The organism is Cupriavidus sp. UBA2010 (genome assembly GCF_002335265.1).
Lineage (GTDB): Bacteria > Pseudomonadota > Gammaproteobacteria > Burkholderiales > Burkholderiaceae > Cupriavidus > Cupriavidus metallidurans.
The window spans coordinates 250,583-277,244 of sequence record NZ_DDCI01000015.1; the positions used below are offsets into that span (position 1 = coordinate 250,583).

The following is a 26,662-nucleotide window of genomic DNA, read 5'->3' on the forward strand; positions in this document are numbered from 1 at the left end:
ACGAAGATGACCGCACGAGACAACATGAATCCCGTTGAAACCACGCTGACGCAATATATCGACCAACATCGCCCGCAACAGGAAGCGTTCCTGGCCGAGCTGGTCAAGGTGCCGTCGGACAACCCCCCCGGCGATTGCGACGCCCATGGCAAGCGCGCCAAGGAACTGCTCGAAGGGCTGGGATTCAAGGTCGAGGCCCACAAGGTGCCCGAAGACAAGGTCCGTGCAGCCGGCATGATCAGCGCGACCAACCTGCTGGTGCGCAAGACGTTCGGCAACGGTGGACCGACCATCGCGATGAACGCCCACGGTGACGTGGTGCCTCCGGGCCTGGGCTGGACCAAGGACCCGTACGGCGGCGAGATCGCCGACAGCGAACATGGCCCCGTGATGTTCGGCCGTGGCGTGGCCGTGTCGAAGTCGGACTTCGCCACCTACGCCTACGCCGTGCTGGCGCTTCAGGAAGCCGAGAAGCAGGGCGCGAAGCTGAACGGCACCGTCGAACTGCAGTTCACCTATGACGAGGAAACCGGTGGCGACATCGGTCCGAAGTTCCTGCTCGACGAAGGCCTGACCAAGCCCGACTACGCAATCTCGGCCGGCTTCTCGTACGGCATCACGTCGGCCCACAACGGCTGCCTGCACGTGGAAGTCACCGTCAAGGGCAAGCAGGGCCACGCCGCCATGCCGCACACTGGCGTGGACGCGATTGAGGCTGCCACGCACATCCTGCAGGCGATCTACGGCCTGCGAGCCGAACTGGCCACGCGCAAGAGCAAGGTGCTCGGCATCGACACTGCCACGCTGAACGTCGGCCTGATCAAGGGTGGCATCAACACCAACGTGGTGCCTGACCTGGTCACGTTCCGTGTGGACCGCCGCATGATTCCGGAAGAGATCGGTTTCGACGCCGAAGGCGAGCTCCGTGCCGTCGTGGAGAAGGCCGCCAAGGAGCGTCCGGGCATCGAAGTGAAGGTAGAGCGCATCATCCTGGCCGAACCGCTGTCGGAACTGCCGGGCGTGGAGAAGCTGATCGGTGCCCTGAAGCAACGCGCCGAGTCGGTCTTCGGCGTGGAGATCCCGGTGCAGGGCGTGCCGCTCTACACCGACGCTCGCCACTACACGAGCCGTGGCATCCCGACCGTGCTGTACGGCGCCGGCCCGCGCACGCTGATGGAAGCCCGCGGCCACAACTCGGACGAGAACCTGCGTCTGAACGACCTGAACCGTGCCACCAAGGTCGTCGCGCTGGCACTGTCGGACCTGATGGCCTGAACAAGACGCGCCCCCGCGAACTGTAGTACCTCTTGGTTGTGATGATGGCCCGCGAGACACTCGTCCGCGGGCCTTTTTTCATTCGGCGGCGTCTTCGTCCGGCACGGCCAGGCTTACCAGCCATCGCCGCACGATCTGCTCTTCCTCGGCGGTGAGCCCGGCGCGCAGTCGCTTGTCGGCCTCCCGCGCGCGTACCTTGCACTCGGCCAGCAACGCCTGCCCGCTCTCCGTCAGCGCGATCGTCTGGATGCGGCCGTGCACCGGATGAGGCTGACGCGCGATCGCGCCCATCTTCTCCAGGTTGTTCATGATCACGCTGACCGTCTGCGGGGTCAGCATCGCCAGCCGCGCCACGTCGGCACCGGAAATGCCGGGGTATGCGCCAAGCATCGTCAGTACGAAGAACTGCGGCAGGGTCACGCCAAGATCGGCCAGTAGGCGTTCCATGTTCAGGCGATTGGCCGCGCTGGCCTGCCGCAGCAGGTACGCCAGATAGCCGCTCTCGCCGCGCTTGCCTTCACCGGGTGCGGGAATCCGCGCCGCTTCCGCCGCGTCCGCCTTCTTCCCTTTGTTTTTCCCTTTGGATGACAGGGTCTTTCCCATGATATCAGTGCTCTTACATTAATCTTCGAACTCTGACATCTTATCGCAAGGAGCCAGTCATGGATTTCCAGACCTTCACGAAATCGGCACCCGACGTCTACGCGGCGCTGAGCGGGGTGAGCAAGGCGGTGGAAGCGGCGGGGATGGACAAAGCGCTGACGGAGCTGCTCAAGCTGCGTGTCTCGCAGATCAACGGCTGCGCGTTCTGCCTGCAGTTCCATCTGAACATTGCGCGCAAACTCGATATCGACCCGCGCAAGTTCGACTTGCTTGCGGGCTGGCGCGACGCGGGCATCTACACAGCGCGCGAAGCCGCGGCGCTGGGCTGGGCCGAGGCGCTGACGTCCATGAACGATCCCGCCGCGCGCGATGCGGCCTTCGCCGCCGCGCGGACGGTGTTTAGCGAGCAGGAACTGATGCTGCTGGCAGCCGCGATTGCGTCGATCAATGCCTGGAACCGCATTGCGGTCGGCCTGCATTTCGCGCCGCCGCCGGCCGCACCCGGGGGCCGGCCATGAACGGCGTCACCGTGGAGCGGATCGAGATTCGGGGCATCGATACGCCCGACGACGTGGCTGCGGCGTTTCCCTTGATGCGCCAGTTGCGTCCGCATCTGCGGGACGCGAACGAGCTGGTCACGCGCTGGCGGCAGCAGACCGGCGACGGCTACCGTCTGGTCGGCCTGTGGGACGACGGCCCGTTGGTAGCGCTGGCTGGCTATCGGTACGCGGAAAACCTCGTCTACGGGCCGTACTGTTATGTCGACGATCTGGTTACCGACGCCGCCGCGCGCAGCGGTGGGTACGGCCAGATGCTGATGGACTGGCTGAAGACGGAAGCGCACGCGCAGGGATGCGCGCGGCTGGTACTGGATACGCCGCTCGACAATGTGCTCGGCCACCGCTTCTACTACCGCAACGGCCTGCTGGCCCGGGCGCTACGGTTCAACTACGTGTTCGACTGAGTGAGTCGATCACTGCGCCGAACTCATGGGCCGAACTCATGGGCCGACCATACGCCCCCAGACATGACCACATTGCTACACCTGAACGTCAGCCCGCGCGGCGAACGATCACATAGCCGCCGGGCTGGAACCGTCGTACGAGAACGGCTGGCCGCGCATCGCGGACCGCTGACCGTGATCGAACGCGATCTCGGTGCCGAGCCGCTGCCGCCCATCGACGCGGCGTTCACCGACGCGAATCTTGCCGTGGCGGCCGGCGGTGACGAGCAGGCCCCGGCGCTGATGCTCTCCGGGCGCCTGATTGCCGAACTCGAGTCTGCGGACATGGTGCTCATCACCACGCCGATCCACAACTTCACGGTGCCGGCCACGCTCAAGACGTGGATCGACCTCGTCGTGCGGCCGGGGCGGACTTTCCGAAGCACGCCGCAAGGCAAGCAGGGCCTGCTGCGAGATCGCCCGGTGCTGGCCGTGGTGGCCTGCGGCGGCGCGTTCCACGACGGGCCCGGCAGTCAGCAGGATTTCTTCACGCCATACCTGAAGTACGTGCTGGGGACGATCGGCCTGTCGCGCGTCGAGGTCCTGCGCATGGAAAACATGAATCGCGGCTCCGACCCGGTGGCGCGCAGCTTTGACCACCTACGCGCCTGGTGCGAAGCCGCCGTGCCCGTGATGCCGGACTGATGCCGGACTGATGCTGGACTGATGTGGACTGACGCCGCAGAGGCGGCCCACTCGGCCAATCAGTCGGGGACTGTCCCGTCTCCGACACCAAGCGGGCGCTGCATCAGCAGGGTGTCGATCCACTGGCCGTGCTTGAGACCGACCGCTTCCAGCCGCCCGACGGTACGGAATCCCAGTCGCTCGTGCACGGCCACGGAACCGGCGCCCTCGCCGGACGCGGTCAGTGCCACCACGGCCACCATCTGACGCCACGGCCCGGTCTCGCAGCGCGTGATCAGTTCGGCCAGCAGCGCGCGGCCCAGCCCTTCGCCGGTATGGCGATGGTCGATATAGATCGAATCCTCGATGGCGAAGCGGTAGGCGCTGCGAGCGCGATAACTCGACGCATAGGCATAGCCAAGGATCTCGCCATCGCGTTCGGCGACGATATATGGCAGACCCTTCTTGAGGACCTCGCCGAACCGGTGCCGCATCTCGTCGACGGTCGGCGCCACTTCCTCGAACGAGGCGCGGCCGTGTTGCACGTGGTGGGCGTAGATGGCGTGGATCGCCGGGACGTCGTCAGTGGTGGCGTCGCGCAGCCGGTAAGGCTTGCGCGCGGTGGTGGGGAGGGCGGACACGTTGGATTCCGAAGAAGATTCTGAGGGGTAAACCTGCCATGGCACGTCGTCGCTGGCCATGGTTCAGCGGTAGGCCGGGTCTCGCATGATGCGTGCCAGCCGGCATTCGTTGCCTGTCCGTTGCAGCGTGCCGTTGTATATAGTGCGGGTAGTTCAACACAGACTGCCGGAACAGGCCGAAGGAAGCCGTCATGATCACGATCTACCATAACCCCCGCTGCTCGAAGTCGCGCGAAACGCTCGCGCTGGTCGAATCGGCGGCGCAGCGCCTGGGCGAACCGGTGGAGATCGTGGAATACCTCAAGACACCGCCGTCGCTCGCCACGCTGCGCCAGCTCCACACGATGCTGGGCGTGCCGGTGCGCGCCATGATCCGCGATGGCGAAAGCGCCTACAAGGAACTGGATCTTGCCGATCCCGGCCTGACCGACGCCGAACTGCTGGCCGCCGTGGCCGACAACCCGATTCTGTTGCAACGACCGGTGGTGGTCCGCAACCGCCGCGCGGCGATCGGGCGTCCGCCGGAGAACGTGGCCCCGCTGCTGGGCTGAGCGCCAGTTTTCCGCCCCTGAAATAGAACCGGCCCCCACCAGAGGTGGAGGCCGGCCGGTCAGACAGGGACTGTGCTTCAGACGGGGCCGTTCAATTGACGCCCAGCCAGTGCATGACCTCCTGACCGAAAGAGATTCCTGCCAGGACGACCAGCAGCACGACAGCCGTGACCGCGCTCACGTAGATCGTCGCCTGGGCGACTTCCGCATCTTCCGTGACGGAATGGTAGTGCGTGACGATATCGGTATGCGCACCAGGACGGTGCGGCCAGTGCAATCGGCCGGAAAGATCCTTGAGATGAAGATCGGGATGGAATCGCATGGCCACACCTCCTCGGCGCACCGTCAGGGATCGCTGGCGGACACAGGCGCGCGAACGCTCACGCCACCTCACGCCACCAATTGCACGCTTCTACTATAGGTGACGTTTGCCATGCTATCGATGCGGCACGGATCAAACAGGTGTTGGTTGCCGCACCAAGGCGGTGCGCCTGTTTGGCCTCAAATGCACCGAAAGCGATCCAGCATTCACACTGCGGGTTTGGGATCGCCTTCCGATGTGTCCGCCGCCGGGGGCAGGGCAGCCAGGGCGGCTTCCCGCGCGCGCAGTTCGGTCAGCATGTTGCAGAACAGCGCCCCTTGCTCGAGCGCGTCGTCGAGCGCCACGTGCGTATGTGGCAGCGGATCGTGCCAATGGGCCGGAAAGGCCGCCTTGACCGCTTTACGGTAGGGCAGCCCGGTCAGCGCGAAGCCGACGGTCTTGATGTCGAGCGCGGCCCAGCCGAAGGGTGACCGGCCCACGAACCGCATCATGTACCAGAACACCCATGTGAAATCGAAGCCGGCCGGGAACGCGACGAAGACCGGCTTGCCGGGCAGGCTTTCGACCCATTCGACGTAACGCGGCATGGCGTCCTCGGGGCGTTGCAGGTCACGCCGGCATGCCGCCCAGGCTTCGGGCTGCGTCTTCCACCATTGCATCTGTACAGGATGACCGGCCGCACCGGGCAAGGTCTCGAGGTTCGCGGAGAACGTGCCCACGACAGTCTTGTCCGCCAGCATCGCCACCGATGCGAAGGACAGCATCGAATGTGGGCCCGGGATCGGGCCGTCGGCCTCCACGTCGGTACTGACGTAGATCTCGGGACGCGTGTCCGGCGCCTGTTTTTTCGCCATGGGTCAGGCCGCGTCGATCAGGTGATCGGCCACGAATGGATTGTTGCGACGCTCCTCGCCGAACGTGGAGACCGGGCCGTGACCCGGCACGAACGTCACGTCGTCACCCAGCGGCCAGAGCCGGGTGCGGATCGAGCGGATCAGATCCGCGTGGTTGCCGCGCGGGAAGTCGGTGCGCCCGATCGAGCCGGCGAACAGCACATCGCCGACGATCGCGAGCTTGTTGGGACGCGAGAAAAACACAACGTGGCCCGGCGTATGGCCCGGGCAGTGATAGACCTCGAGCGTCTCGTTGCCAAACGTGACCGTGTCGCCGTTCTCGAGCCAGCGGTCCGGCTCGAACGCCTCGGGATGCCCAAAGCCGAATCGCCGCGTCTGCTCGGGCAGTTGCTCGATCCAGAAGCGTTCCTCCTGCTGCGGTCCCTCGATCGGAATGCCGAGCTGGCGCGATAGCGTCGCGGCGCCAGCGCAGTGATCGACGTGCCCGTGCGTCAGAAAGATCTTCTCCAGCGTGACGCCTTGCTCTTTGACCGCCGAGAGGATGCGGTCGAGATCGCCTCCGGGATCGCAAACGGCTGCGCGCTGCGTGGTCTCGTCGATCAGTAGTGAACAGTTTTGCTGGAAGGGCGTGACGGGGATCAGGAGGGCTTTCATTTGTGCTTGTTGCGGCATATTTTGAGGCCAGACGCCAGCCTCAGCAGGTGGGTCATTGTAGCCGCGTCATGCGTTCGTCATCGCTCGGTCATCGACTCCGATACGTGCGATGCCACACGGAAAGTGCAGCATAGGCCGTGCACGCTCCATCGGAAGCCCGCCCCGGGGTATCCGGCGCAATCCCTTGCCACGCCGTGGATTGCGGGGAATTGACATCAATTTAAGCACCTTTTGATTAAGTTTCGTAACAAAATCAAGGCACTAGCCTCAATACGACTCTGTTAGACTGCGCGCCTATGTTTAGCCAGCCTGCACTCCGCCCGGAGTCCGTGCGCACGATAGCGCCCGGCTCCACACGCTTCCTTCGTCAATGCGCGATCATCGTATCGGCGTTGGTGATGGCCGCGTGCGCGACGCCGCCGGGCGGCGACACCGAGAACGCATCGACGCAAGGCGCGATCCCGACCAAGTCCGCACGGTCGAAGTCCGGCACGAACGCGCCGGCGACGGCCAAGTCCGACGATCGCGGTAGCTGGAACCTGTTCGGCCTCGATGAAGGCGCGCCGGCGCAATCGTCGATCGACGGCCTGCGCGCGGACATGGGTACGTTCGAGCAGCGTGGCACGGCGTCCTGGTACGGCAAGGGCTTTCACGGCCGCAAGACCGCCAATGGGGAACGCTTCGACATGCGCGCCATGACGGCGGCTCACCCGACCCTGCCGCTAGACAGCTGGGTGCTGGTGCGCAATCTCAGCAACAACAAGGTGGCCGTGGTACGGATCAACGACCGTGGCCCCTATCATGGCAACCGGATCCTCGACCTGTCGTACGCGGCAGCCAAGCGCCTGAGCTTCGTCAATAGTGGTTCGACCAAGGTGGAAATCCGCCGGCTGTCCCGCACCGAAGTGGCGGCCCTGGGCCCCGAGATCGAGGCGGGTGGCACCGAGGCCGGCGACGGCAGCGGCGCCGACGAGATGCCGGATACCGCCAATGCGCTGGTGCCGGCGAAGTCGAAGGCCAAGAAGTCCACGGTCAAGCGCAAGCGCCCCTGATCCGCGATGCAGGCCGGCCGGATCGATCCTCTCGCTCCCCGCTCAACCGCCCGCCTGCAGCCCCCCTCCCAATTCAGATTTTTCTCACTCAGCACGCTGCGCGAGCGCGAGCTGGTAGAGCGCATCCGTCTTCGCGCCGGTGATCGCGGCCGCCAGCTTGGCGGCACGCTTGGCTGGCAGCTCGGCCAGCAGCAGCTTCAGCACGCGCACGGCTTCGGCATCGGGCGCATCTTCATCGCCCGCTTCCGCCCGACGCACACCTTCCACTACCAGCACGAACTCGCCCTTGCCGCGCGCAGCTTCGCTCGCAAGCCAGGCCGGGGCTTCCGCCACGGTCAGGACGGGTGTCTCCTCGAACAGCTTGGTCAGTTCGCGCCCGATCAGCAGGCGGCGCGTGCCGGGCAGGGCGGCCGCCAGCGCGGCCAGCGTGTCGGCAATGCGGTGCGGTGCTTCGTAGAAGACCCAGGCGTGGTCGAGCGCAGCCAGCCGGGCGATCTCGTCCGCGCGGGCCTTGGGCTTGCCGGGCAGGAATCCGACGAACGTGAAACGGCCTTCGCCGGCCTCGAGCATGTCGCCCGCCACGGACAGCGCTGTGACCGCGGCGCTCGGTCCCGGCAACGGCACCACGCCGAGTCCGGCCGCGCGCACGGCTTCGACCAGCCGAGCGCCCGGGTCAGAAATACCCGGCGTGCCGGCATCGGACACATAGGCGATCCGCTCCCCGGCCCGCAGGCGTTCCACGATACGGACGGCGGCCTCGCGCTCGTTGTGCTCGTGCACGGCGACCAGCGGCCGCTGCAGCCCCACGCGGGTCAGCAGTTGCCCGGTGTTGCGCGTGTCTTCACAGGCGATTGCGTCGGCCAGGCCGAGCACGTGCAGCGCGCGCAGGGACAGATCGGCGACGTTGCCGATCGGCGTGGCCACCACGTACAGCGTACCCGGTGGGTAGGTCTGGCCGCTTGCCAGCAGGGTCCAGTCACTCATGCTTGGAGAACTTCCGTTGATTCGCTCATTCAAAACCACCACGCCATCCGCCTTGCCGGCCTTGCCGGCATCGTCCACGACGCGGCAAGGCGCGCTGGCCGAGGATCGCGCGCTTGCCTACCTGCAGCGGCAGGGTCTGGTGCCCGTCGAACGCAATTATCGCTGCAAAGGCGGCGAGATCGACCTGATCATGCGCGCCGCTGACGATACGCTGGTTTTCGTCGAGGTGCGCAAGCGCGGCGGACGCGGGTTTGGCGGCGCGGCGGCAAGCATCACGCTGACCAAGCAGCGGCGCGTGCTGCGCGCGGCCAGTCATTACCTTGCCACGCTGGACCGGCTGCCGCCATGCCGGGTGGATGTGGTGGCGCTGGACCCGGGCCGGCTCGAATGGCTGCGGAACGCGTTCGACCTCGGGGTGCTGGATTCCGAGGGCGGCGGCGAGGGGCGTGCGTCATAATGCGCGGGATTGTGCAGAAGTCATCAAGCCATGAGTATTGAAAGTATCGAGCAGCAATTCCTGGACAGTGCCGAGACCAAGCGGATGGCCGCCACACTGATGGCGCCTCACATTGACGCCGCCGTGGAGCGGATGGTCGCGGCCCTGACCAGCGGCAACAAGATCCTGGCCTGCGGCAACGGGGGCTCGGCTGCGGACGCCCAGCATTTCGCGGCCGAACTGGTCGGCCGGTTCGAGCGCGAGCGCCCGGGCCTGGCAGCCATCGCCCTGACCACGGACAGTTCGATCCTGACGGCGATCGGCAATGACTACGATTTTTCGGTGGTGTTCTCCAAGCAGGTGGAAGCCCTGGGCCAGCCCGGGGACATCCTGCTGGCGCTCTCCACTTCGGGTAATTCGGCCAACGTGATCGCGGCCATCCACGCCGCGCACCAGCGCGACATGAGCGTGGTGGCGCTGACCGGCAAGGGTGGCGGCAAGATCGCCACGGTGCTGGACGAATTCGACATTGACCTGTGCGTGCCGAGCGATCGGACCGCGCGGATCCAGGAAGTGCATCTGCTGACACTGCATTGCCTCTGCGACGGTATCGACGAGGCACTGCTGGGTGAAGCATAAGGACCACGCCAGTGGACGCCCGCGAGTTATCCCGGGTTATTCACAGGCCTGCCCACAACGTATCCACAGGTTTTGCGGCGTCATCCACAGTGATATCCACAGCCGCGCAACCGCCCTGCAAACCGCTGCAATCTGATTTCCTGCAAAGGACCGCATGACGAACGTGACCAAGACCAACCAGAAGAAGACTTCCCCGGCCCGTATCGCACGCACGGCCGTCACCGTGGCCGCACTGATCGTGTCCGCCACGCAGCTCGCCGGCTGCTTCCCCGTGCTGGCCGGCGCGGTCGGTACCGGCGTGGTGATGGCCACCGACCGTCGGCCCACGGGCACGCAAACGATCGACCGTGGCCTGCAGATGGAAATCGACAGCACGCTGAGCTCGCGCTTCAGCGGCGACAAGGCCCGCGTGGAGGCGGCGGTGTTCAACCGCAAGGTGCTGCTGGTGGGCGAAGTCAGCAATGCCGACGTCAAGCAGCAGGTCGAACAGTACGTGCGCGGCCTGCAGAACACGCGTGACGTAGTGAATGAACTCCAGGTCACGGCCTCGCCGGGCTTCATGACGCGCAGCAATGACGCGTACCTGACCAGCAAGGTCAAGACGCTGTTGGTGACCGCCGAGGGCGTGCCCGCCAATTCGATCAAGGTCACGACGGACAAGGGCGTGGTCTATCTGCTGGGCATCGTGACCAATGCCGAAGGCGACAAGGCCACGGACGTGGCCCGCAACTCCAGCGGCGTGCAGAAGGTGGTCAAGGCGTTCGACTACATCAGCGAATCCGAGCGCGCCCGTCTGGATGCATTGGGCAGTTCGCAGAACGGCAACACCGGCAGCGAAGCGGTAGGTACGCCGGCGCCGGTCCAGTCGGTGCCGGGTAGCGCACCCAACGCGCCCGTGAACTCCGACGCGCCCGCGTCGATGGGCACCTCCGGTGGCGCGACCACGAGCCCCGTGGCCGCGCCGGTCTCGTCGCCGGTGGCGCTGCCGCCGGGCCGCAACCTGCCGTAAGCGACATGACGCTCGCGCCGCGGTACCTGAGGGGCGTCGTGGCGGGTGTCTGCGTGGCGCCGGCGCTGGCGCTCGCGCAGCCGGCTTCGGCACCCGCCGGGCCGGCCGAAGCCGGCAAGCTGACCGTGGAGGCGCAGGCGGCCCGCACGATGCAGGGGCGCAATCTCGCCGCGTCCTGCGCGGTCTGCCACGGCACGGACGGCAAGCCGCCTGCGGATAGTCCGATTCCGCTACTGGCGGGCCGGCAGCAGGCCGAACTCGTCGAGCTGATGTTCAATTTCAAGAACGGCAAGCGCTCCGGGACCGTGATGCCGCAAATCGCCAAGGGCTATAGCGACGCGCAGATCCTCGCGATGGCCGCCTGGTTCGCCGACCAGAAATAGCCCATGCAAAGACGCTCTGTCCTACAGGCCGCCCTGGCCGGTGTCGCGGCCTCCACGCTCGGCATGTTGACGCCGCGTCAGGCGCGCGCAGCAACTGCAGCGAAGGTCGTGGTGATCGGCGGCGGCTTTGGCGGCGCCACGGCCGCACGCTACCTGCGCACCTGGAGTCGTGGTGCTGTCGACGTCACGCTGGTCGAGCCCGACGAGGCGTTTGTGTCCTGCCCGCTGTCGAATCTCGTTGTCGCCGGCTATCGCCAGATGGCCGACATCACGCTGCCCTACGACACGCTGGTGAGTCGTCACGGGGTGAGGCACGTGCGCGACACGGTCACGGCGATCGACCCGGCGGCACGCACTGTCCGGCTGGCGAGCGGCGGGACGCTGCCGTATGACCGCCTGATCCTGTCCCCCGGCGTGGAGATGCAGTCCAGCGCGATCCCGGGTCTGGCGCGTCCTGGCGGGGATCAGATCGTGCACGCCTGGAAGGCCGGTCCGCAGACCGACGTCCTGCGCCGCCAGCTTGCGGCGATGCCCGATGGCGGTACGTTCGCGATCACGATCCCGCTGGCGCCGTACCGTTGCCCGCCCGGCCCGTACGAGCGGGCCTGCCTGGTTGCCGACTATCTCAAGCAACACAAGCCGCGCAGCAAGGTGCTCGTGCTCGACGCGAACCCGGACATCACGTCGAAAGGCGCGTTGTTCCGGAAGGTCTGGGAGACCCGCTACAAGGGGATGATCGAGTACCGGCCGCAGTTCGAGACCGTCGATGTCGATCCGGCCACACGCACGATCCGCTTCGACGTGCAGGACGACGAGCGGGCCGACGTCATCAACCTGCTGCCACCGCAGCGCGCCGGCGCCATCGCCGTGGCCAGCGGTCTGGCGACGGCCAACGGCCGCTGGTGCGAGGTCGACTTCCTGACCATGGCGTCGACCGTGGCACCCGACATCCATGTTCTTGGCGACGCCGTCCAGATCGCGCCGCTGATGCCCAAGTCCGGCACGATGGCCAATCAGCACGGCAAGGTGGCCGCCGCCGCGATCCTGCGGCTGCTGGCAGGTCAGGATCCGGACCCGGAGCCGGTCTACACCAACACCTGCTACAGCTTCACGTCGTCGAACGAGGCCATCCACGTGGCCAGCGTGCATCGCTATGATGCCGGCGAGAAAACCATGCTGACCGTGCCGGGGTCCGGCGGGCTGTCCGTCGCGCCAAGCAGGCGGGAAGGTGAGTACGGACTTGCCTGGGCCCACAGCATCTGGGCCGACATGCTGGGCGCCTGACTCACTGACAGAGTGCCGGCTGCCCCACACGCCCCGCTCACCCCACACGCCGCAAAACCGCAGGATCGTGCAACGCCGCGCCGCCATGGGCTGATACGCTAGCCGTGCCGGTCATCCCGCCCCCAGGGATGTGGCGATCCTTTTTCGATCATGCAATCCAAAGACCGTCTGCTTGCCCTGGCCATCATCGTGGTCTGGGGCGTCAATTTCGTCGTCATCAAGGTCGGCCTTGTCGGCGTGCCGCCAATGCTGCTGGGCGCGCTGCGCTTCTGCCTGGTGGCGTTTCCGGCTGTTTTCTTTATCCCTCGGCCGCGTATCCCGCTGCGGATGCTGGTGGCCTACGGCGCCACCATCAGCCTTGGGCAGTTCGTGTTCCTGTTCTACGCGATGGCTGTCGGGATGCCGGCGGGGCTGGCCTCGCTGGTGCTGCAGTCCCAGGTGTTCTTCACCGTGGCCATCGCCGGGTTCTGGCTTGGCGAGCCGGTGCGCTGGCACAACATCGCTGGCATGGCCATCGCCGCCTGCGGGCTCGCCCTGATTGGCAGCGGCGCCGCCCACGGCCCGGGCGGCATGACGCTGGCCGGCTTCCTGCTGACGCTGTGCGCCGCCCTGTGCTGGGCCACGGGCAATATCGTCAGCAAGAAGATCGGGCCGGTGGACCTGCTGGGCCTGGTGGTGTGGGGCGCGCTGATCCCGATCGTGCCGTTCGCGCTGCTGTCGCTCTGGTTCGAGGGCCCGGCCCGGATGACGCAGGCGCTGACCCATATCTCCGGCATGGGCGTGTTCGCGGTCTGCTACCTGGCGTTTTGTGCCACGCTGTTCGGCTACACGATGTGGGGCCGCCTGCTGACGCGCTACGCGGCCAGCAAGGTGGCGCCGCTGACGCTGCTGGTGCCGGTGGTCGGCCTGGTCTCCGCACACCTGCTGCTGGGCGAAGCATTGGCGCTGACGCAATGGGCTGGCGCCCTGGTGGTAATGGCCGGTCTGCTGCTCAACGTGTTCGGCGGGCGACTGTGGGCCGGTCGGATGCTCGCCGGGCGGTGATTTCGAGGGTTAACCCGCAATTTAGCCGCCGTTCCCGCGTTTTTGCGCATATGGATATCACGTGTGAATCCGTATCGTTGCCGCTTCTTGAGGCAAAATAGCGGACTGGCCGCAACCCGCCCGAGACGCTCTCACCGATCACCCGAGAGGCCCGGAGGCCCAGAGGCCCGAAAGAAGGCCCGCCCCAACGGCGGCCAGCGCGTGCCGCGCCGCGGGATCGCCCCCCCCAAGCGCGTCCTTGCCGTCCCCACGGCTCAATCAGTTTGGAGCACAACAACATGAAGCAGTTTGTCATCGCCGCCGCTCTCCTGGCCGCCGCCGCATCCGCGCACGCCGTGGACGCCGCCAAGGCCCAGGAAATCGCCAACAAGAACGCCTGCATGGGCTGCCACCAGGTCGACAAGAAGCTGGTCGGCCCCGCGTACAAGGACGTGGCCGCCAAGTACAAGGGCGACAAGACCGCTCTGGCGAAGCTGACCGCGAAGGTCAAGAACGGTGGTTCGGGCGTCTGGGGTCCGGTTCCGATGCCGGCTAACGCCGCCGTCAGCGATGCCGACCTGAAGACGGTCGTGGAGTGGGTGCTGGCTGGCGCCCCGGCCAAGTAAGCGCCGCGACGTCCGCGCGGGCCGTCTGATGTTCCGGCGGCCCGTGCCATTTCCGGCGGTAGGACATCCATCGTGATGACCGGCGAAATACCAAAGCAATGCCGGCGCACTGTTCGCAAGAAGTCGTTTCAGAATGAAGCGAAGCAGTTCTGGCCAGCCACGCGGCTGCAGACAGTGGAACGAGCGCCAGAATCATTTTGAAACGGCTTCCAGGGAAACCGGGTAAGCAAGGCAAGTACAGGAAATACAGCAACATGAATGCGAAACGACGAGACGTGCTGCGGATGACCGCTGTGCTGTCGCTGATGGCCGCCACCGGCCTGATCAGCGAGGCGCAGGCCGCGGAGTGGAACAAGACGGCCTTCGACGGCAAGAGCGTGGCCGACGTGATCAAGGCACTGGGCGGCAGCGGTCCCGAAAAGAGCTCGGCCATCACCTTCATCGCACCGGACATCGCCGAGAACGGCGCCGTGGTGCCGGTGGCCGTGACCAGCAACATCCCCGATACCGAGCAGATCGCTATCCTGGTGGAAAAGAACCCGAACACGCTGGCCGCCGATTTCGCGATTCCGGCCGGCACCGAGCCGTTCGTCTCCACGCGCGTGAAGATGGGCCAGACCTCGGTCGTCCACGCCGCGGTCAAGGCCGGCGGCAAGTGGTACGTGGCATCGAAGGAAATCAAGGTCACGCTGGGCGGCTGCGGCGGCTGACGCCCCATCGTTCAGACGAGAACACGGACCAGATTTCCAGATTACTGCTGACAGGAGAAGCACATGGCAGACCCGATGCGCGTTCGCGCCACCGAAAACGGCGGCGTGGTTGACGTCAAGATTCTGATGAAGCACGACATGGAGACCGGCCAGCGCAAAGACGCCTCCGGCAAGACGATTCCGGCCTGGCATATCCAGACCGTGATCGCCACGTGCAAGGGCAAGGAAGTGTTCCACGCCCAGTTCGGCCCGGCCGTATCGAAGGATCCGTTCCTGAACTTCAAGTTCAAGGGCGGTGCCAAGGGCGACAAGGTCACCGTGACCTGGGTCGACAACCGCGGCGACAAGCGTACCGACGAAGCCACCATCGCCTGACCAGGGCGAAGCGAGGAAGCACCATGCGGCGAGCATTCTTTCGGGCCACGGCGGCGCTGGCCGCCATCGGCCTCACCGCCAAGGCAGCGGCACAGGAGAAGGCGTCCATGCCTATCCTGGGCAAGGGCCGCGTCAAGGTCGTCTATCAGTTGTCAGAGGGCATCGATCAGGCCGTGCGTGCCATGGCCAATCTGCGCAATCACCTGAACGCCGCGCCGGATACGAAGATCGTCGTCGTAGCGTTCGGCTACGGCATCGACTTCCTGGTGGAAGGCGCCAAGGATTCGCGCGGCAACACGTTCGAAGCCCCGGTGGCCGCGCTGGCGTCGTCGGGCGTGGAGTTTCGCGTTTGCCATAACACGCTTGCTGCCCGCCGCATTTCCGAGCAGAACCTGCTGATGGATGCCAAGGTGGTGCCCGCCGGTGTGGTGGAAGTGGCACGCCTGCAGTTCGACGAAGGCTACGCTTACCTCAAGCCCTGATGTGTTCGCGAGGCGTTCGCCGCTGCAAGCGCGAGCGCCGAGCGCGATTTCCGGAAGTCCGGCCATGAGCCCCTGGGCCGGACCCGCATAGCAAGCCGTCCGCCGCCCGACCATGTGGCGAGATGGCGAGGAGAACGCCCCGATGGTTTCCCCGCGCAATACCCGCCGCACGTACCGCGCCGCTTCTGCCATTCTGGCCGTGGCCGCCGCCGTCACCGCGATCGCCACCACGCTCTCCGCGCCCGCGCTGGCGCAGGGCAGCACCGCCGAAGAACTCGCCAAGTACCGTCAGATGCTGGCCGAAGGCAATCCCGCAGAACTATGGGAAGCCGCCGGCGAGGAACTGTGGAAAAAGCCGGCCGGCCCGAAGAACGTCTCGCTCGAACAGTGCGACCTGGGCAAGGGCCCGGGCGTGACCAAGGGCGCTTACGCCGAACTGCCGCGCTACTTCAAGGACACCAACAAGGTCATGGACCTGGAGCAGCGCCTGGCTTACTGCCGCGTGACGTTGCAGGGCCTGACACAGGAAGAGGCGACGAAGAACCCGTTCTCGTCGCAGGGCAAGCCGTCCGACATCGAACGCCTGGCTGCCTACCTGACCGGCGAATCGCGCGGCGTGAAGATGAACGTCCAGCTCACGCACCCCGAGGAAAAGCGGGTCTACGCGCTGGGCGAGAAGATGTTCTTCTATCGTGGCGGCGCGTATGACTTCGCCTGCGCCACCTGCCATGCCGTGGATGGCCAGCGCATCCGCCTGCAGGACCTCCCGAACCTGCTGACGTCGAAGGGCGCCGAGGCCGCGTACACCACGTGGCCCGCCTACCGCGTCTCGCAGGGCGAGGTTCGCACGATGCAGCACCGGCTTTACGACTGCCTGCGCCAGCAGCGCTTCCCCGAACCGGCCTATGGTTCCGACGTGATTACCGCCCTGACGATGTTCCTGGCGAAGAACGCCAACGGCGGCACGTACGACGGCCCGAACATGAAGCGCTAGGAGACCACGACATGAACAAACTCCATACGATGGCGCTGGTCGCCATGGTGGCGCTCTCGGCTGCCGGCACGCAGGCGCTGGCGCAGACGGCGGCAAAAGATACGACGAAGGCTGCGACGAAGGGCGCGACCGCAAAGGTCACCGACGCCGACGTGCGCCAGATGATCGAATCGTCCTTCACGTCCAAGGGGCCCGCCACGGTCGAGGGTGTGCTGAACCAGGATGCCACGCAGAAGGCATGCAGCCAGTACCCCGATCGCAGCAAGGTGCCGGCCGCCGTGGCGAAGAAGGTGGAAGCCGCCGAGCTGAAGCAGGTGAAGTATCCCGCCGACAACAACTGGCTCGGCGACTGGAAGGAAGGCGAGAAGATCGCGCAGAACGGCCGGGGCATGCAGTTCACCGACGCGGTGGGCGGCACCAACGGCGGCAACTGCTACGCCTGCCATCAGCTGACCAAGGCCGAGATCTCATTCGGGAATATCGGGCCGTCGCTCTACCAGTACGGAAAGCTGCGCGGTAACTCGCAGGAAGTGGTTCGCTACACGTGGGGCAAGATCTGGGATTCGAACGCGTTCAGCGCCTGTTCCAACATGCCGCGCTTCGGCCACAAGGGCATCCTGACCGAGCAGCAGATTCGCGACGTGATGGCGCTGCTGCTCGATCCGGCATCGCCGGTCAATCAGTAAGGGGCGCATGATGCGGGCTCGGCGCGTCGTGGTCGCATGGATGCTCGCGCTGACCGCGGCGTTTGGCGCGGCAGCGCAGTTGGCTCAGGCGGCGGAAGTCGGCGACGTGATCCACCTGCCCGACGTGAAGCTGCTCGACGGCCGCACCGTGCCTGCCTCGCAGTGGGCGGGCAAGCCGCTGGTCGTCGAGATCTGGGCCTCGTGGTGTCCGTTCTGCGCGCTGCAGAACCCGCGCCTGCAGGCCCTGTACGACAAGACGCGCGGCACGCCGCTGCAGGTGCTGACGATCAGCATCGACAAGCACCCGCATGAAGCAGTGGCGTACCTGAAACAGCGCGGCTACACCTTCCCCGCGACGATGGATTCCGATGCCCTGCGCCACGCCTTCGGCAAGCGCAAGGGGCTGCCGGAACTGTACGTGCTGGACGGGCAGGGCCGCGTGGTGCAGAAGGAAGTGGGCGAGATGCTCGACGACGACGTCGCCGCCCTGGCGCGCTACGGCAAACGCTGAGCGCGCACGACTCGGACGGAAATCAGCATGAATCGACGCGAGTTCCTGCAGGTGCTGGCGGTGGCCGGCGCCGGCGGCATGGCTTTCCCGGGCGGCGACGCACAGGCCGCGCGCGCCGCGCAACAGTTCTACGACGTGCCGCGCTTCGGCAACGTTCACCTGCTGCACTTTACCGATTGCCACGCGCAACTGCGTCCGGTGCATTTTCGCGAACCCAGTGTGAACCTGGGCGTGGCTGAATGGGCAGGCAAGCCGCCGCATCTGGTGGGCAAGGCCTTTCTGCACGAGTACGGCATCCGCCCCGGCACCCCCGAAGCGCACGCGTTCACCTGCCTCGATTTCACCGAAGCCGCGCGCCGCTACGGCAAGGTGGGCGGGTTTGCCCATCTCTCTACGCTGATCCAGCGCATGAAGGCCAGCCGGCCCGGCGCGTTGCTGCTCGATGGCGGCGATACCTGGCAGGGCTCGGCCACGGCGCTGTGGACCAAGGGCCAGGACATGGTCGACGCGGCGCTGCAACTGGGCGTCGACGTGATGACGCCGCACTGGGAAATGACGCTCGGCGCCGAGCGCGTGAAGCAGATCGTCGACAACGACTTCAAGGGCCGCGTCTCGTTCCTGGCGCAGAACATCAAGACCAACGACTTCGGCGATCCGGTCTTCGACCCATACGTGATCCGCGACATGAACGGCGTGGCCGTGGCGATCATCGGGCAGGCCTTCCCATACACGCCGATCGCCAATCCGCGCTACTTCGTGCCGGACTGGACCTTCGGCATCCAGGAAGAAAACCTCCAGCAGGTGATCGACGATGCGCGTGCCAAGGGCGCGGAGGTGGTGGTTCTGCTGTCGCACAACGGCATGGACGTCGACCTCAAGCTCGCCTCGCGCGTGCGCGGCCTCGACGCGATCCTCGGCGGCCACACGCATGACGGCGTGCCCAAGCCAGTGCATGTCAGGAATCCGGGCGGTGCGACGCTGGTGACCAACGCGGGCTCCAACGGCAAGTTCCTCGGTGTGCTCGACTTCGACGTCCGCAACGGCAAGGTGGCCGACTTCCGCTACAAGCTGCTGCCGGTCTTCGCAGACTACCTGCCGGCCGACCCCGCGATGGAGGCACTGATCACCAAGGTACGTGCCCCGTACGAGTCCAGGCTCAGCGAGGTACTGGCGATCAACCGTGGCCTGCTGTATCGCCGCGGCAACTTCAACGGCACCTTCGACCAGCTCATCCTGGACGGCCTGATGGCCGTGCAGGACGCCGAGATCGCGTTCTCGCCCGGTTTCCGCTGGGGCACCACGCTGCTGCCCGGCGAGAACATCACGATGGAAGCCCTGATGGACCAGACGGCCGTCACGTACCCGTACACGACGGTGACGCCGATGACCGCCGAGACCATCAAGACCATCCTCGAGGACGTGGCCGACAACCTGTTCAACCCCGATCCCTACTACCAGCAGGGCGGCGACATGGTGCGCGTGGGCGGGCTGCAATACACGATCGACCCCAACCAGCCGATCGGCAAGCGAATCACCGACATGCGGCTGGGCGGCAAGCCGCTGGAAACCGGCAAGACCTACAAGGTGGCCGGCTGGGCCCCGGTATCAGAAGAAGCCCGCCAGGCAGGTGGGGCGCCAATCTGGGATGTGATGGCCCAGTGGCTGCGGACAAACAAGGAAGTCAGCGCTCGCCCACTGAACCTGCCGACCGTGCGCGGCATGAGCGGCAACCCGGGAATTACGACCGCCTGACATCGACGCAACGGTTGCGCCAATGCGATTGAAAGGCCGCCTGAAGGCAGCTACAATCATCCGCTACGGGCCGATAGCTCAGCTGGGAGAGCGCTGCGTTCGCAATGCAGAGGTCGGGAGTTCGATCCTCCTTCGGTCCACCAAGAACATGTCCCGGATGATCCGGGAAAGTCCAAAAAACCCCGCAAGTTCAAGGCTTGCGGGGTTTTTTGTTTCTGCTGGAGTCCAACATCGTCCGTTGACATCTAGGGGCATGAGGGGGCATTTTAGGGGGCATGTCAGCTGTCCCTTTCGCTGATGCCCCCACGGAGACCAAATGCCCTTAACTGATGTCGAAGTCCGCAGCGCGCGCCCGCGCGATAAGGCTTACCGTTTGACGGACGGCCTCGGCATGTACCTTGAAGTCTCACCAGCAGGGGGGAAGTACTGGCGGTTCAAATACCGATTCGCTGGCAAGGAAAAGCGATTGGCGCTGGGTGTCTATCCGGAGGTAAGCGCCAAGGAAGCGCGGACGCGTCGAGACGATGCGCGAAGGTTGCTCGCCAACGGCGTTGACCCCGGTATCGAACGTAGAGTGCAGAAAGCGGCCAGCGTCGAGCGAGCTGCAAACAGCTTCGAGGCCGTCGCGCGCGAGTGGTTTGCAAGGCAAGCGCCGGGCTGGGCCGCTAGTCACGCCGACAAGATCATTGGGCGCCTTGAGAATGACGTGTTTCCCTGGCTCGGGGGCCGGGCGATCGCGGAAATCAAAGCCCCAGAAGTGCTTTCGGTGCTTCGTAGGGTGGAAGCCCGAGGGGCGCTTGATACAGCACATCGCGTACACCAGAATTGCGGCCAGGTCTTTCGCTACGCCGTGGCCACAGGGCGAGCGGAGCGCGATGTCAGTGCAGATCTTCGCGGAGCGCTTCCACCTGCGCGCCACACCCATTTTGCTTCCATCACTGAGCCTGCAGATGTTGCAGGCCTCCTGCGCGCACTAGATGGATTCCGTGGAACATTCGTGGTTCAGTGCGCGTTACGACTCGCCCCAATGTTGTTCGTTCGACCGGGGGAGTTGCGTACGGCCGAATGGTCGCAGTTCGATCTCGACAAGGCACAGTGGCGATATACGGTTTCCAAGACAAAAACTGAACATCTGGTGCCCCTTGCCTCGCAGGCTGTTGCAATCCTGCATGAGTTACATGCGCTCACAGGTGACCGGAAGTATGTTTTTCCGGGACGGGACGTCAAGAAGCCGATGAGTGGCGCTGCGATTAATGCAGCGCTTCGACGGATGGGCTTCGATACGAAAACGGAAATAACCGGACACGGATTCCGTGCAATGGCACGTACGATCCTGCACGAGCAATTGCGCTTCCCGAGCGAAGTCATCGAGCACCAGCTTGCCCATAAGGTTGCTGATGCACTGGGCACCGCCTACAACCGGACAAAGTTTATCGATGACCGCATTTCAATGATGCAGAGGTGGGCAGACTATCTTGAACAGCTGAAGGCAGGAGCTGATGTCGTGCGGCTTGGCGGCCAAGCGGCCTGAGCAGACGCGGGAGCAAGGTGCAGTTGTCTTGCTTCCTTGCCGACTGCTACGACTTACGGACGGTGGGACCGTTTTGACTAAACAACGAATAATACCGGGAGAGAAGGGCTATATGGGTTGGGAGCACAACGAGCCGGATGCTTCAGATGTTCAACAGTGGTTTGATGCCGCTACGCAGATCGACAGCGGATATCGGCTACTACGCGGAGATTTTGATTCTGATACAAGCCTTTGGGCGTATCTGGATCGGCTGACCCCGTTCGTCCCGCTTCCTCGACTCGCCACGCCGTATTCGACGGAGGAAGACTTCCTTGAGGAGGGCGGGCGGGAAGCTTTTGTGGGCTTGATCGATTCCTACCCTCTGGACCCCGAACTTCTCAAGGATAACGATCGCGTGTATCGCCGAAGCATGGTGCGCTTGTGCGGTGAATTATTGACGGCAAAGGCTGCGCTTGAGGCTGGCCTGACGGAAAAAGCATGGTGGCATTTGTCGCGTGCCTGCTTTCACGAGGGCTGGGCGCAGGGGTATTACTTGGCGGCGAAACCGGCGGAGGATACGAAGCAGAGCGGAAGAAAGGGAGGCATCACCAAGGAGGCGAACAAGCGGCAGGCCGTTCGGGAAGCGTGCATCAAACACCTAAACGATGATCGCCCTGAAGATGGTTGGATATCGCGGGACGCCGCCATTCGTACCGTAGTCTCAAAGGTTGCAGAGTCGATTAGAAAGAAACATGGAGATGTTGATGTCCGCGCGCTGCTCCACGACTGGTTGAGCGATGACCCGGAAGTCCAGCAAGCTGGCGGTTTCACAATGCGGGGTAGGAAGGACTGATTTGTTCTGATTGTTGCTCCGTTTGAGCTGTCCCCGAGCCCGCCTGCCGTTACATATCGATCAGAACTACGCCGAACAAGCCCGCGAACGGGCTTGTTCGGCTGTGGCGGCGTCCTGCACTGTGCCCCCTATCCGCACAAGCCACGTGGACTGCCCCGCGAAACCCGCGCCAAGTACGCCTTCCGCTACAGCTTCTACTGCGCCGACTGCCACCGCTGGCTCGCCATTTTCTGTGCGCTTTTCGGCCAGCGCGTGTACGTCGCCGCGATCGTGGTCGCCGTCAGCGCCACGCGGGCCAGCGCAGGTACGGCTGCTGCCATGCGTCGGCTCGACACGCTTGGCGTGCCGCATTCGACGGTCGCGCAATGGCGGCAAACCGAATTCCTCGCCTCGCAGTTCTGGATGCTCGGCTACGCGGCCTTCGTGCCGCCGGTGAACACCGCTCAATGTCCGGCCAGCCTCCTCGAACGCTTCGCTGCAGTGTCGCCGCCCACCCCCACCATCGTCTCACGTCAATTGCGTACCGCCTGAATAGCGTGGTTGCACGCCAACCATCGATCGTCTGATTGACGCTGGGTATTTTTTTACAGGCGCTAGGCATCGTGGATTTTCGCTCGATCCTCAATCATGCCGGAACTGCAAATTCGCAGTGTCCAACGAGGAGTAACCATGCACAACAAAACCCCGATGGACGCCACTTCTCCGTTCGCGGCGAAGATTGGGCGACCTGGAGTAGGGCCGTCAAGCTGGGCGCACGACGAAGCCGTTCCCGACCGTATCGGCATTCCGCCCGGCGCTCGCGTGCTGCGCATCAAAGATGTAATTGAGCGCACCGGCCTCTCACGTTCGACCCTGTACGTACTGATGAAGAATGACCCGGCGTTTCCGAGAAAGGTCTCGCTGTCAGCCCGTACTACCGGGGTAATAGAACACCATCTCGATGCGTGGATCGCCTTGCGTGCCAGCTCGCACGCTTCAGCATAGATCGGAGAGAAAGATGCTTATTTCCAAACCGACATCGGGCGCACATGCGTGTATTCGGTTGCTGCAGCCCGTCGACACGACGAAGTATGGATCGGCCGCTAGTACACCCGAGTGAGTTACATCGGGCCGCTGACATACCTGTATGAGGAACGAATAATGGAACTTCAAAATACAACCGACAGCCTTCCCCTGGCGAACGTAGACCAGTTGATCAAGCAACTGGATGCGCTACAGCCAGGCAAGCAGCAGCAGAAAACGGCGTTATTCCGGAGGCTGTACCCCGCTATCGAGAGCGCACTGGCGCGGGAAGTACCGCAAAAAATGGTCGTCGCGCAACTGAGCGCGGAGTTGCCACTGTCCATGGGTGGTTTCCGCGCGCTGCTTGAGGCTGAGCGCAAGCGCCGGGCAGAGTCGGGTGAGCCTCTCTGCTGTGACTACTGCGGCGGTGTCTTGCCGGTATCAAGCGATGCCTCCAATCCACGAGACATCCCCACGCTGGCCAGTCTTGCCGCAAAGAGCATGGATCACCGTGAGTTGGTACCCGAGGGCAACAAGCATCAGTGACGAGGGATTCGCTGGCTCTTCGCGTTGCTCGCCAGATTCGCCAACACGTAGTGGGGCTGGCGAGGGCGCAATGGTCAGTCAGCCATTTGCGAGAAAAGAAAAAATGCATGTCAGGAAAAATCACACGCCGTTCTCGTTGGATCAGCGCGTGTCATTGACGAACTACGTCGGGAACATGGTGAGGGTCGGAAACACCGTATGTGTGCCTTTCACTTGTCACGCCGCAACAAGCGTAGGAGGCCTTGCATGAACCCCACGCTCACACTACAGGAGCCTTATCCGCTGCATGCCTTTCATGTCGTAATCAAAGAGGCCGTTGAAGAAGTTATCAGGCACGTTCAGGCGCCGGATGCACTGGTCGCGATGGAGTTCTTGACCAACATGTCGGTATCGGCACAGGGGCTCTACGACGTACGTTTGCCGACGGGACAGATTCGCCCGCTATCACTGAATCTGCTGACGGTTGCGGATTCAGGCGAGCGCAAGACGGGTGTCCACAATCTCGTAGCAGAACCGCTCTACGAATTTGATCGTGCACGCACACGGAAACACGAGGCCGATCGCGCGCAGTATGAACACGAAATATCCGTCTGGGAGCACATCGATAAAGGGCTACGTCGAAGGCTCACCAAACTGACAGTCGATGGCAAGCCAACCGACGAGTTGTGTCATCAAATGGCGGAGCATGCGGCTTCCAAGCCCGTCAAGCCGAGGCTTCGGCGTAGCATGCGCCAGAGCGCATCGGAGCGTGCCGTCATGGAGGCGCTTGAAGGGGATGGTGAGTCGGTGGCTTTCGTCAGTGATGAGGGGGATGTCATTATTCAGGGCGGTGCACTTGATCAGCTCGGTGTGCTCAACAAGGCTTGGGATGGCGCGCAGATGCTGACGATGGATCGCAGCCATGGCGTCAGCATCGTCGCGCGCAATCCGCGTGTGACGCTGTCCTACCAGGTGCAGCCAGCTGTGCTCAACGATCTTCTGCGCCGCCGAGGGGATGTCATGCGCGGATCAGGCCACTGCGCGCGATATCTCGTGGCTTACCCGCCTTCAACGCAGGGTACTCGCATTAAGTATCGGCTAGACGGTGAGTTCTACCATCTACCCAAGTTTCACAAGCGACTACGCGAGGTGCTCGACGATTGGGGGCGCCGCCTCGATGCAGGCGCTACGGAGCGAACGATTTTGGAGTTCGCCGAAGATGCGGTCCGGCGCTGGGTCGGCCTTGCCAATGAACTTGAGTCTTCGCTCGGGCCAGATGGTCCACAGCATGATATCAAGGACCACATATCCAAGGCGTTGGAAATAACGGGCCGTATTGCAGCTTTGCTGCATGTGTTCTCGAGGCAGGAAGGTGCCATCTCGGTTGATACGCTTGGTCGGGCGGTCGACATCGTTGCGTGGCACATTGGCGAATTCAAGCGAATCTTCTCTCCGGACCATGCTGTCCCACAGGAGCAGGCGGATGCGCAGCCGTTGGCGCGTCACCTCTGGACCCGCTATGGGCGCTGGAACCGATGGATAGTGCCGAAGAATGGGGTGTTGCGAAATGGTCCGGTGCGCCCGGTCTCGCGTCTCGACGCTGCACTGGACTGCTTGATCGCCGATGGCGCCGTGTGGATCACCGTCGGGCCAAAAAGAGAGCGCTATATCCATCTCAATCCAGCGTATTTTGCAGCCTAGACCTTGGCGTTCGGCATGCGATTCGTGCGATTAATCGCACGAATCGCATGCTTTTTTCCCTGGCCGGTTCGTTTTTTTGTGGGAGAGACCGGTCCATCTCCGGATTTGTGATCACGACGGGTTCCATCTTGGCGAGTGCGAGAACAGGGTTGGCAGCCCCGAGGCACTCAGCTGAACTGTTGCTGTATGCCAGGCGCCGATGTTCTCGACTTCACATGACGCCTGTGCACCATGACATCTACTTGGTTTGATGACGTGTGTGAGCTCGTCTTGCCTCCACTACGCGAGCCTTGTCTTCCTCTGACATTTCCTGGATACGCGCTGGCCCAAGGTGGCGCTCTGGTGCACGCTCGATGCCTTGCTCCCGCAGCGAACGGTGATCGACCCTGATTGGATGGCCATGCTTCTCTAGCGCTGCGTTCTGCAAGTCAGCGCACATTTTGCGTGTTTGGATGAGCTCGTCGCGCAGAGCCAATCGGTTCCTACCCCCGCTGTCCTTCTTGCATCCACCACGTTCTGGCTGTTTCGCGTTGTAGCGGCTGAAAGTTTGCTCGGGCGATCGCTCAATGCCGTCCTGCATGCGATCAGAGAACATCAGGTGCAGGTGCGTATTGGTGCTGCCCTCGATGGACGAGTTGGGAGCATGTATCGCGTACTCATAAGGCTTGCTGCCGACCATCATTTGGATCAGCTCGACGACGAGTTCTTTCTGCTGTTCGCACGTCAGTTCGGCCGGCAGTGCGATCTCATGTTCGCGATAAACGGCACCGTTTGCGCGCTCGTGCTTGTCTCCCGTCTTCCAGAATGCCGAGGGATTGCCCTTTGCCCATGCGGGCATGTTGCCGTGCCCTGTGCAGACCAGATCCTCGCGATGGCCATGTTTTCCTTGTCGGGTGATGTAGGCCGCGTGATTCGCAGCAGTGCCCTTTTTGCCGCTCTTGAGGCAGTGATGAAAGCTCGCCATGATGTGTTACTACCCTTTCTTTTGCAGGAATAAAAAAGCCAGCGAATAAATCTCGCTGGCTGCTTGCGGGTAGGGTGATCAGGGTTGATTTGACTCGAAAAGAGAGAAAGGTTAAGTGCGCGTCCTTTATATCCTCTCTTTGTTTGTCACTTAGTGTTGATGATTATCCGTTGATACCTCGATCGACTCCTTCCCACAACATATAGGGGGAGTTATAAAAATACCTGAGGTGGTAGTCGCCATGACATCCACTGCAGCGCCGATGGTGCTGCTACAGGTGACAATGATGCGGAAAGCATCAGTAGGTCTGCTGCCGCATGGTAGATTAGCGAACTGAACTTTCAAGGTGTTGGTTTATGGCAATGGCGACCATCGTTCCCTCGCTTTCCTCTTGTGTTGGCAGAATGTGGCCAGGTGAGAAGCGTCTTGCCGAACGACTTGAGCAGAAGCTGGATGACGATTACAAGATCTGGTACGACGTGCGTATCGCTTCGCTGGAGAAATATCCGGACTTTGTAATCTTGCATCCAATGCATGGATTGCTCGTGCTTGAAGTGAAGGACTGGAAGCCGAGCACCATCGAATCGGCAACACCTGGGAATTGGACCATTTGACCTTGCCCCTGTTCCACGAA

General features: G+C 63.7%; 34 protein-coding genes and 1 tRNA gene. 28 read left to right on the top strand and 7 right to left on the bottom strand.

Annotation, left to right across the window (positions count from 1 at the left end):
- The first annotated feature begins 24 nt into the window (after positions 1-24).
- Complete coding sequence (locus B2246_RS12025; RefSeq protein ID WP_224445415.1) at positions 25-1,275, top strand: M20/M25/M40 family metallo-hydrolase; 1,251 nt, start codon at positions 25-27, stop codon at positions 1,273-1,275.
- Between the two features lie 78 nt (positions 1,276-1,353).
- On the opposite strand, the gene B2246_RS12030 is transcribed toward B2246_RS12025, so the two are convergent.
- Positions 1,354-1,878 (bottom strand): MarR family winged helix-turn-helix transcriptional regulator, encoded by a 525-nt coding sequence (locus B2246_RS12030; RefSeq protein ID WP_008646141.1) that lies wholly within the window; start codon positions 1,876-1,878, stop codon positions 1,354-1,356.
- A gap of 59 nt (positions 1,879-1,937) precedes the next feature.
- Between B2246_RS12030 and B2246_RS12035 the strand changes: the two genes are divergently transcribed.
- The 3 genes from B2246_RS12035 (at position 1,938) to B2246_RS12045 (ending at position 3,526) form a co-directional block, all read left to right on the top strand.
- On the top strand, positions 1,938-2,396 hold the full coding sequence (locus tag B2246_RS12035; RefSeq protein ID WP_035884382.1) for a carboxymuconolactone decarboxylase family protein: 459 nt from the start codon (positions 1,938-1,940) through the stop codon (positions 2,394-2,396).
- On the top strand, positions 2,393-2,842 hold the full coding sequence (locus B2246_RS12040; RefSeq protein WP_008646139.1) for a GNAT family N-acetyltransferase: 450 nt from the start codon (positions 2,393-2,395) through the stop codon (positions 2,840-2,842). Before B2246_RS12035 ends, B2246_RS12040 begins: the two co-directional genes overlap by 4 nt.
- Before the next feature lie 63 nt (positions 2,843-2,905).
- Complete coding sequence (locus tag B2246_RS12045) at positions 2,906-3,526, top strand: FMN-dependent NADH-azoreductase (protein ID WP_008646138.1); 621 nt, start codon at positions 2,906-2,908, stop codon at positions 3,524-3,526.
- 59 nt (positions 3,527-3,585) lie between these two features.
- Here B2246_RS12045 and B2246_RS12050 read toward each other — a convergent pair whose 3' ends face one another.
- Positions 3,586-4,206, bottom strand: a complete 621-nt coding sequence (locus B2246_RS12050; RefSeq protein WP_051705531.1) for a GNAT family N-acetyltransferase — start codon at positions 4,204-4,206, stop codon at positions 3,586-3,588.
- Positions 4,207-4,337: 131 nt separating this feature from the next.
- On the opposite strand from B2246_RS12050, the gene arsC reads away from it, so the two are divergent.
- Positions 4,338-4,697, top strand: a complete 360-nt coding sequence (gene arsC, locus B2246_RS12055) for an arsenate reductase (glutaredoxin) (RefSeq protein WP_008646133.1) — start codon at positions 4,338-4,340, stop codon at positions 4,695-4,697.
- 91 nt (positions 4,698-4,788) lie between these two features.
- Here the strand turns inward: arsC and B2246_RS12060 are convergent, their stop codons facing one another.
- From B2246_RS12060 to B2246_RS12070, 3 genes are all read right to left on the bottom strand, one after another.
- Positions 4,789-5,019: a hypothetical protein gene (locus B2246_RS12060; RefSeq protein ID WP_008646132.1), complete on the bottom strand. Its 231-nt coding sequence runs from the start codon at positions 5,017-5,019 to the stop codon at positions 4,789-4,791.
- A gap of 206 nt (positions 5,020-5,225) precedes the next feature.
- A complete protein-coding gene (locus tag B2246_RS12065) occupies positions 5,226-5,873 on the bottom strand; it encodes a hypothetical protein (protein ID WP_008646131.1) in 648 nt (215 codons plus the stop codon).
- A 3-nt stretch (positions 5,874-5,876) separates the two neighbouring features.
- Positions 5,877-6,527 (bottom strand): MBL fold metallo-hydrolase, encoded by a 651-nt coding sequence (locus B2246_RS12070; RefSeq protein WP_186425437.1) that lies wholly within the window; start codon positions 6,525-6,527, stop codon positions 5,877-5,879.
- A 296-nt stretch (positions 6,528-6,823) separates the two neighbouring features.
- Here B2246_RS12070 and B2246_RS12075 point away from each other — a divergent pair, with 296 nt between their 5' ends.
- The gene (locus B2246_RS12075; protein ID WP_197067572.1) at positions 6,824-7,579 is read left to right on the top strand and encodes a septal ring lytic transglycosylase RlpA family protein; all 756 of its coding nucleotides are present in this window, start codon (positions 6,824-6,826) and stop codon (positions 7,577-7,579) included.
- Positions 7,580-7,663: 84 nt separating this feature from the next.
- Here B2246_RS12075 and rsmI read toward each other — a convergent pair whose 3' ends face one another.
- Complete coding sequence (gene rsmI / locus B2246_RS12080; protein WP_286882219.1) at positions 7,664-8,563, bottom strand: 16S rRNA (cytidine(1402)-2'-O)-methyltransferase; 900 nt, start codon at positions 8,561-8,563, stop codon at positions 7,664-7,666.
- A gap of 16 nt (positions 8,564-8,579) precedes the next feature.
- Here rsmI and B2246_RS12085 point away from each other — a divergent pair, with 16 nt between their 5' ends.
- The 21 genes from B2246_RS12085 to B2246_RS12185 all read left to right on the top strand — a co-directional run bounded on the left by B2246_RS12085 (position 8,580) and on the right by B2246_RS12185 (position 25,064).
- Positions 8,580-9,020: a YraN family protein gene (locus tag B2246_RS12085; RefSeq protein ID WP_286964041.1), complete on the top strand. Its 441-nt coding sequence runs from the start codon at positions 8,580-8,582 to the stop codon at positions 9,018-9,020.
- A gap of 30 nt (positions 9,021-9,050) precedes the next feature.
- Complete coding sequence (locus B2246_RS12090; protein WP_008646124.1) at positions 9,051-9,638, top strand: phosphoheptose isomerase; 588 nt, start codon at positions 9,051-9,053, stop codon at positions 9,636-9,638.
- Positions 9,639-9,792: 154 nt separating this feature from the next.
- Positions 9,793-10,647, top strand: coding sequence for a BON domain-containing protein (locus B2246_RS12095; protein WP_186425436.1), 855 nt, complete (start codon positions 9,793-9,795; stop codon positions 10,645-10,647).
- Positions 10,648-10,652: 5 nt separating this feature from the next.
- Positions 10,653-11,030, top strand: a complete 378-nt coding sequence (locus tag B2246_RS12100) for a c-type cytochrome (protein WP_286882218.1) — start codon at positions 10,653-10,655, stop codon at positions 11,028-11,030.
- A gap of 3 nt (positions 11,031-11,033) precedes the next feature.
- Positions 11,034-12,314: an NAD(P)/FAD-dependent oxidoreductase gene (locus B2246_RS12105; protein WP_035884377.1), complete on the top strand. Its 1,281-nt coding sequence runs from the start codon at positions 11,034-11,036 to the stop codon at positions 12,312-12,314.
- Positions 12,315-12,464: 150 nt separating this feature from the next.
- Complete coding sequence (locus B2246_RS12110) at positions 12,465-13,358, top strand: O-acetylserine/cysteine exporter (protein ID WP_008646438.1); 894 nt, start codon at positions 12,465-12,467, stop codon at positions 13,356-13,358.
- A gap of 278 nt (positions 13,359-13,636) precedes the next feature.
- Positions 13,637-13,963 carry a c-type cytochrome gene (locus tag B2246_RS12115; RefSeq protein ID WP_008646439.1) on the top strand — a complete coding sequence of 109 codons (327 nt, stop codon included), beginning with the start codon at positions 13,637-13,639 and terminating at the stop codon, positions 13,961-13,963.
- 254 nt (positions 13,964-14,217) lie between these two features.
- The gene (gene soxY / locus B2246_RS12120) at positions 14,218-14,673 is read left to right on the top strand and encodes a thiosulfate oxidation carrier protein SoxY (protein ID WP_008646440.1); all 456 of its coding nucleotides are present in this window, start codon (positions 14,218-14,220) and stop codon (positions 14,671-14,673) included.
- Between the two features lie 63 nt (positions 14,674-14,736).
- Positions 14,737-15,048, top strand: coding sequence for a thiosulfate oxidation carrier complex protein SoxZ (soxZ, locus tag B2246_RS12125; RefSeq protein WP_008646443.1), 312 nt, complete (start codon positions 14,737-14,739; stop codon positions 15,046-15,048).
- 23 nt (positions 15,049-15,071) lie between these two features.
- Positions 15,072-15,530: a DsrE family protein gene (locus B2246_RS12130; protein WP_008646444.1), complete on the top strand. Its 459-nt coding sequence runs from the start codon at positions 15,072-15,074 to the stop codon at positions 15,528-15,530.
- Between the two features lie 142 nt (positions 15,531-15,672).
- Positions 15,673-16,524 (top strand): sulfur oxidation c-type cytochrome SoxA, encoded by an 852-nt coding sequence (gene soxA / locus B2246_RS12135; RefSeq protein WP_008646445.1) that lies wholly within the window; start codon positions 15,673-15,675, stop codon positions 16,522-16,524.
- 11 nt (positions 16,525-16,535) lie between these two features.
- Positions 16,536-17,210: a sulfur oxidation c-type cytochrome SoxX gene (soxX, locus tag B2246_RS12140; protein WP_035884375.1), complete on the top strand. Its 675-nt coding sequence runs from the start codon at positions 16,536-16,538 to the stop codon at positions 17,208-17,210.
- Between the two features lie 10 nt (positions 17,211-17,220).
- Positions 17,221-17,721, top strand: coding sequence for a TlpA disulfide reductase family protein (locus tag B2246_RS12145; RefSeq protein WP_200876316.1), 501 nt, complete (start codon positions 17,221-17,223; stop codon positions 17,719-17,721).
- A gap of 27 nt (positions 17,722-17,748) precedes the next feature.
- Positions 17,749-19,473, top strand: coding sequence for a thiosulfohydrolase SoxB (gene soxB / locus B2246_RS12150; RefSeq protein WP_035884373.1), 1,725 nt, complete (start codon positions 17,749-17,751; stop codon positions 19,471-19,473).
- A 67-nt stretch (positions 19,474-19,540) separates the two neighbouring features.
- A tRNA-Ala gene (locus tag B2246_RS12155) sits at positions 19,541-19,616 on the top strand.
- A gap of 173 nt (positions 19,617-19,789) precedes the next feature.
- The gene (locus B2246_RS12160) at positions 19,790-21,004 is read left to right on the top strand and encodes a tyrosine-type recombinase/integrase (RefSeq protein ID WP_286882212.1); all 1,215 of its coding nucleotides are present in this window, start codon (positions 19,790-19,792) and stop codon (positions 21,002-21,004) included.
- Positions 21,005-21,116: 112 nt separating this feature from the next.
- Entirely contained in the window at positions 21,117-21,836 is a 720-nt protein-coding gene (locus tag B2246_RS12165) for a hypothetical protein (RefSeq protein ID WP_286882211.1), read from the top strand.
- 93 nt (positions 21,837-21,929) lie between these two features.
- Entirely contained in the window at positions 21,930-22,367 is a 438-nt protein-coding gene (locus B2246_RS12170; protein ID WP_286882210.1) for a hypothetical protein, read from the top strand.
- Between the two features lie 138 nt (positions 22,368-22,505).
- Complete coding sequence (locus B2246_RS12175) at positions 22,506-22,820, top strand: helix-turn-helix transcriptional regulator (protein ID WP_286882209.1); 315 nt, start codon at positions 22,506-22,508, stop codon at positions 22,818-22,820.
- Positions 22,821-22,976: 156 nt separating this feature from the next.
- Positions 22,977-23,384 (top strand): hypothetical protein, encoded by a 408-nt coding sequence (locus tag B2246_RS12180; RefSeq protein WP_286882208.1) that lies wholly within the window; start codon positions 22,977-22,979, stop codon positions 23,382-23,384.
- A 246-nt stretch (positions 23,385-23,630) separates the two neighbouring features.
- On the top strand, positions 23,631-25,064 hold the full coding sequence (locus B2246_RS12185) for a YfjI family protein (protein WP_286882207.1): 1,434 nt from the start codon (positions 23,631-23,633) through the stop codon (positions 25,062-25,064).
- 238 nt (positions 25,065-25,302) lie between these two features.
- Here the strand turns inward: B2246_RS12185 and B2246_RS12190 are convergent, their stop codons facing one another.
- The gene (locus tag B2246_RS12190) at positions 25,303-26,028 is read right to left on the bottom strand and encodes a MobA/MobL family protein (RefSeq protein ID WP_286882206.1); all 726 of its coding nucleotides are present in this window, start codon (positions 26,026-26,028) and stop codon (positions 25,303-25,305) included.
- A 356-nt stretch (positions 26,029-26,384) separates the two neighbouring features.
- On the opposite strand from B2246_RS12190, the gene B2246_RS12195 reads away from it, so the two are divergent.
- Positions 26,385-26,642, top strand: coding sequence for a nuclease-related domain-containing protein (locus B2246_RS12195; protein ID WP_286962335.1), 258 nt, complete (start codon positions 26,385-26,387; stop codon positions 26,640-26,642).
- The last annotated feature ends 20 nt before the right edge of the window (positions 26,643-26,662 follow it).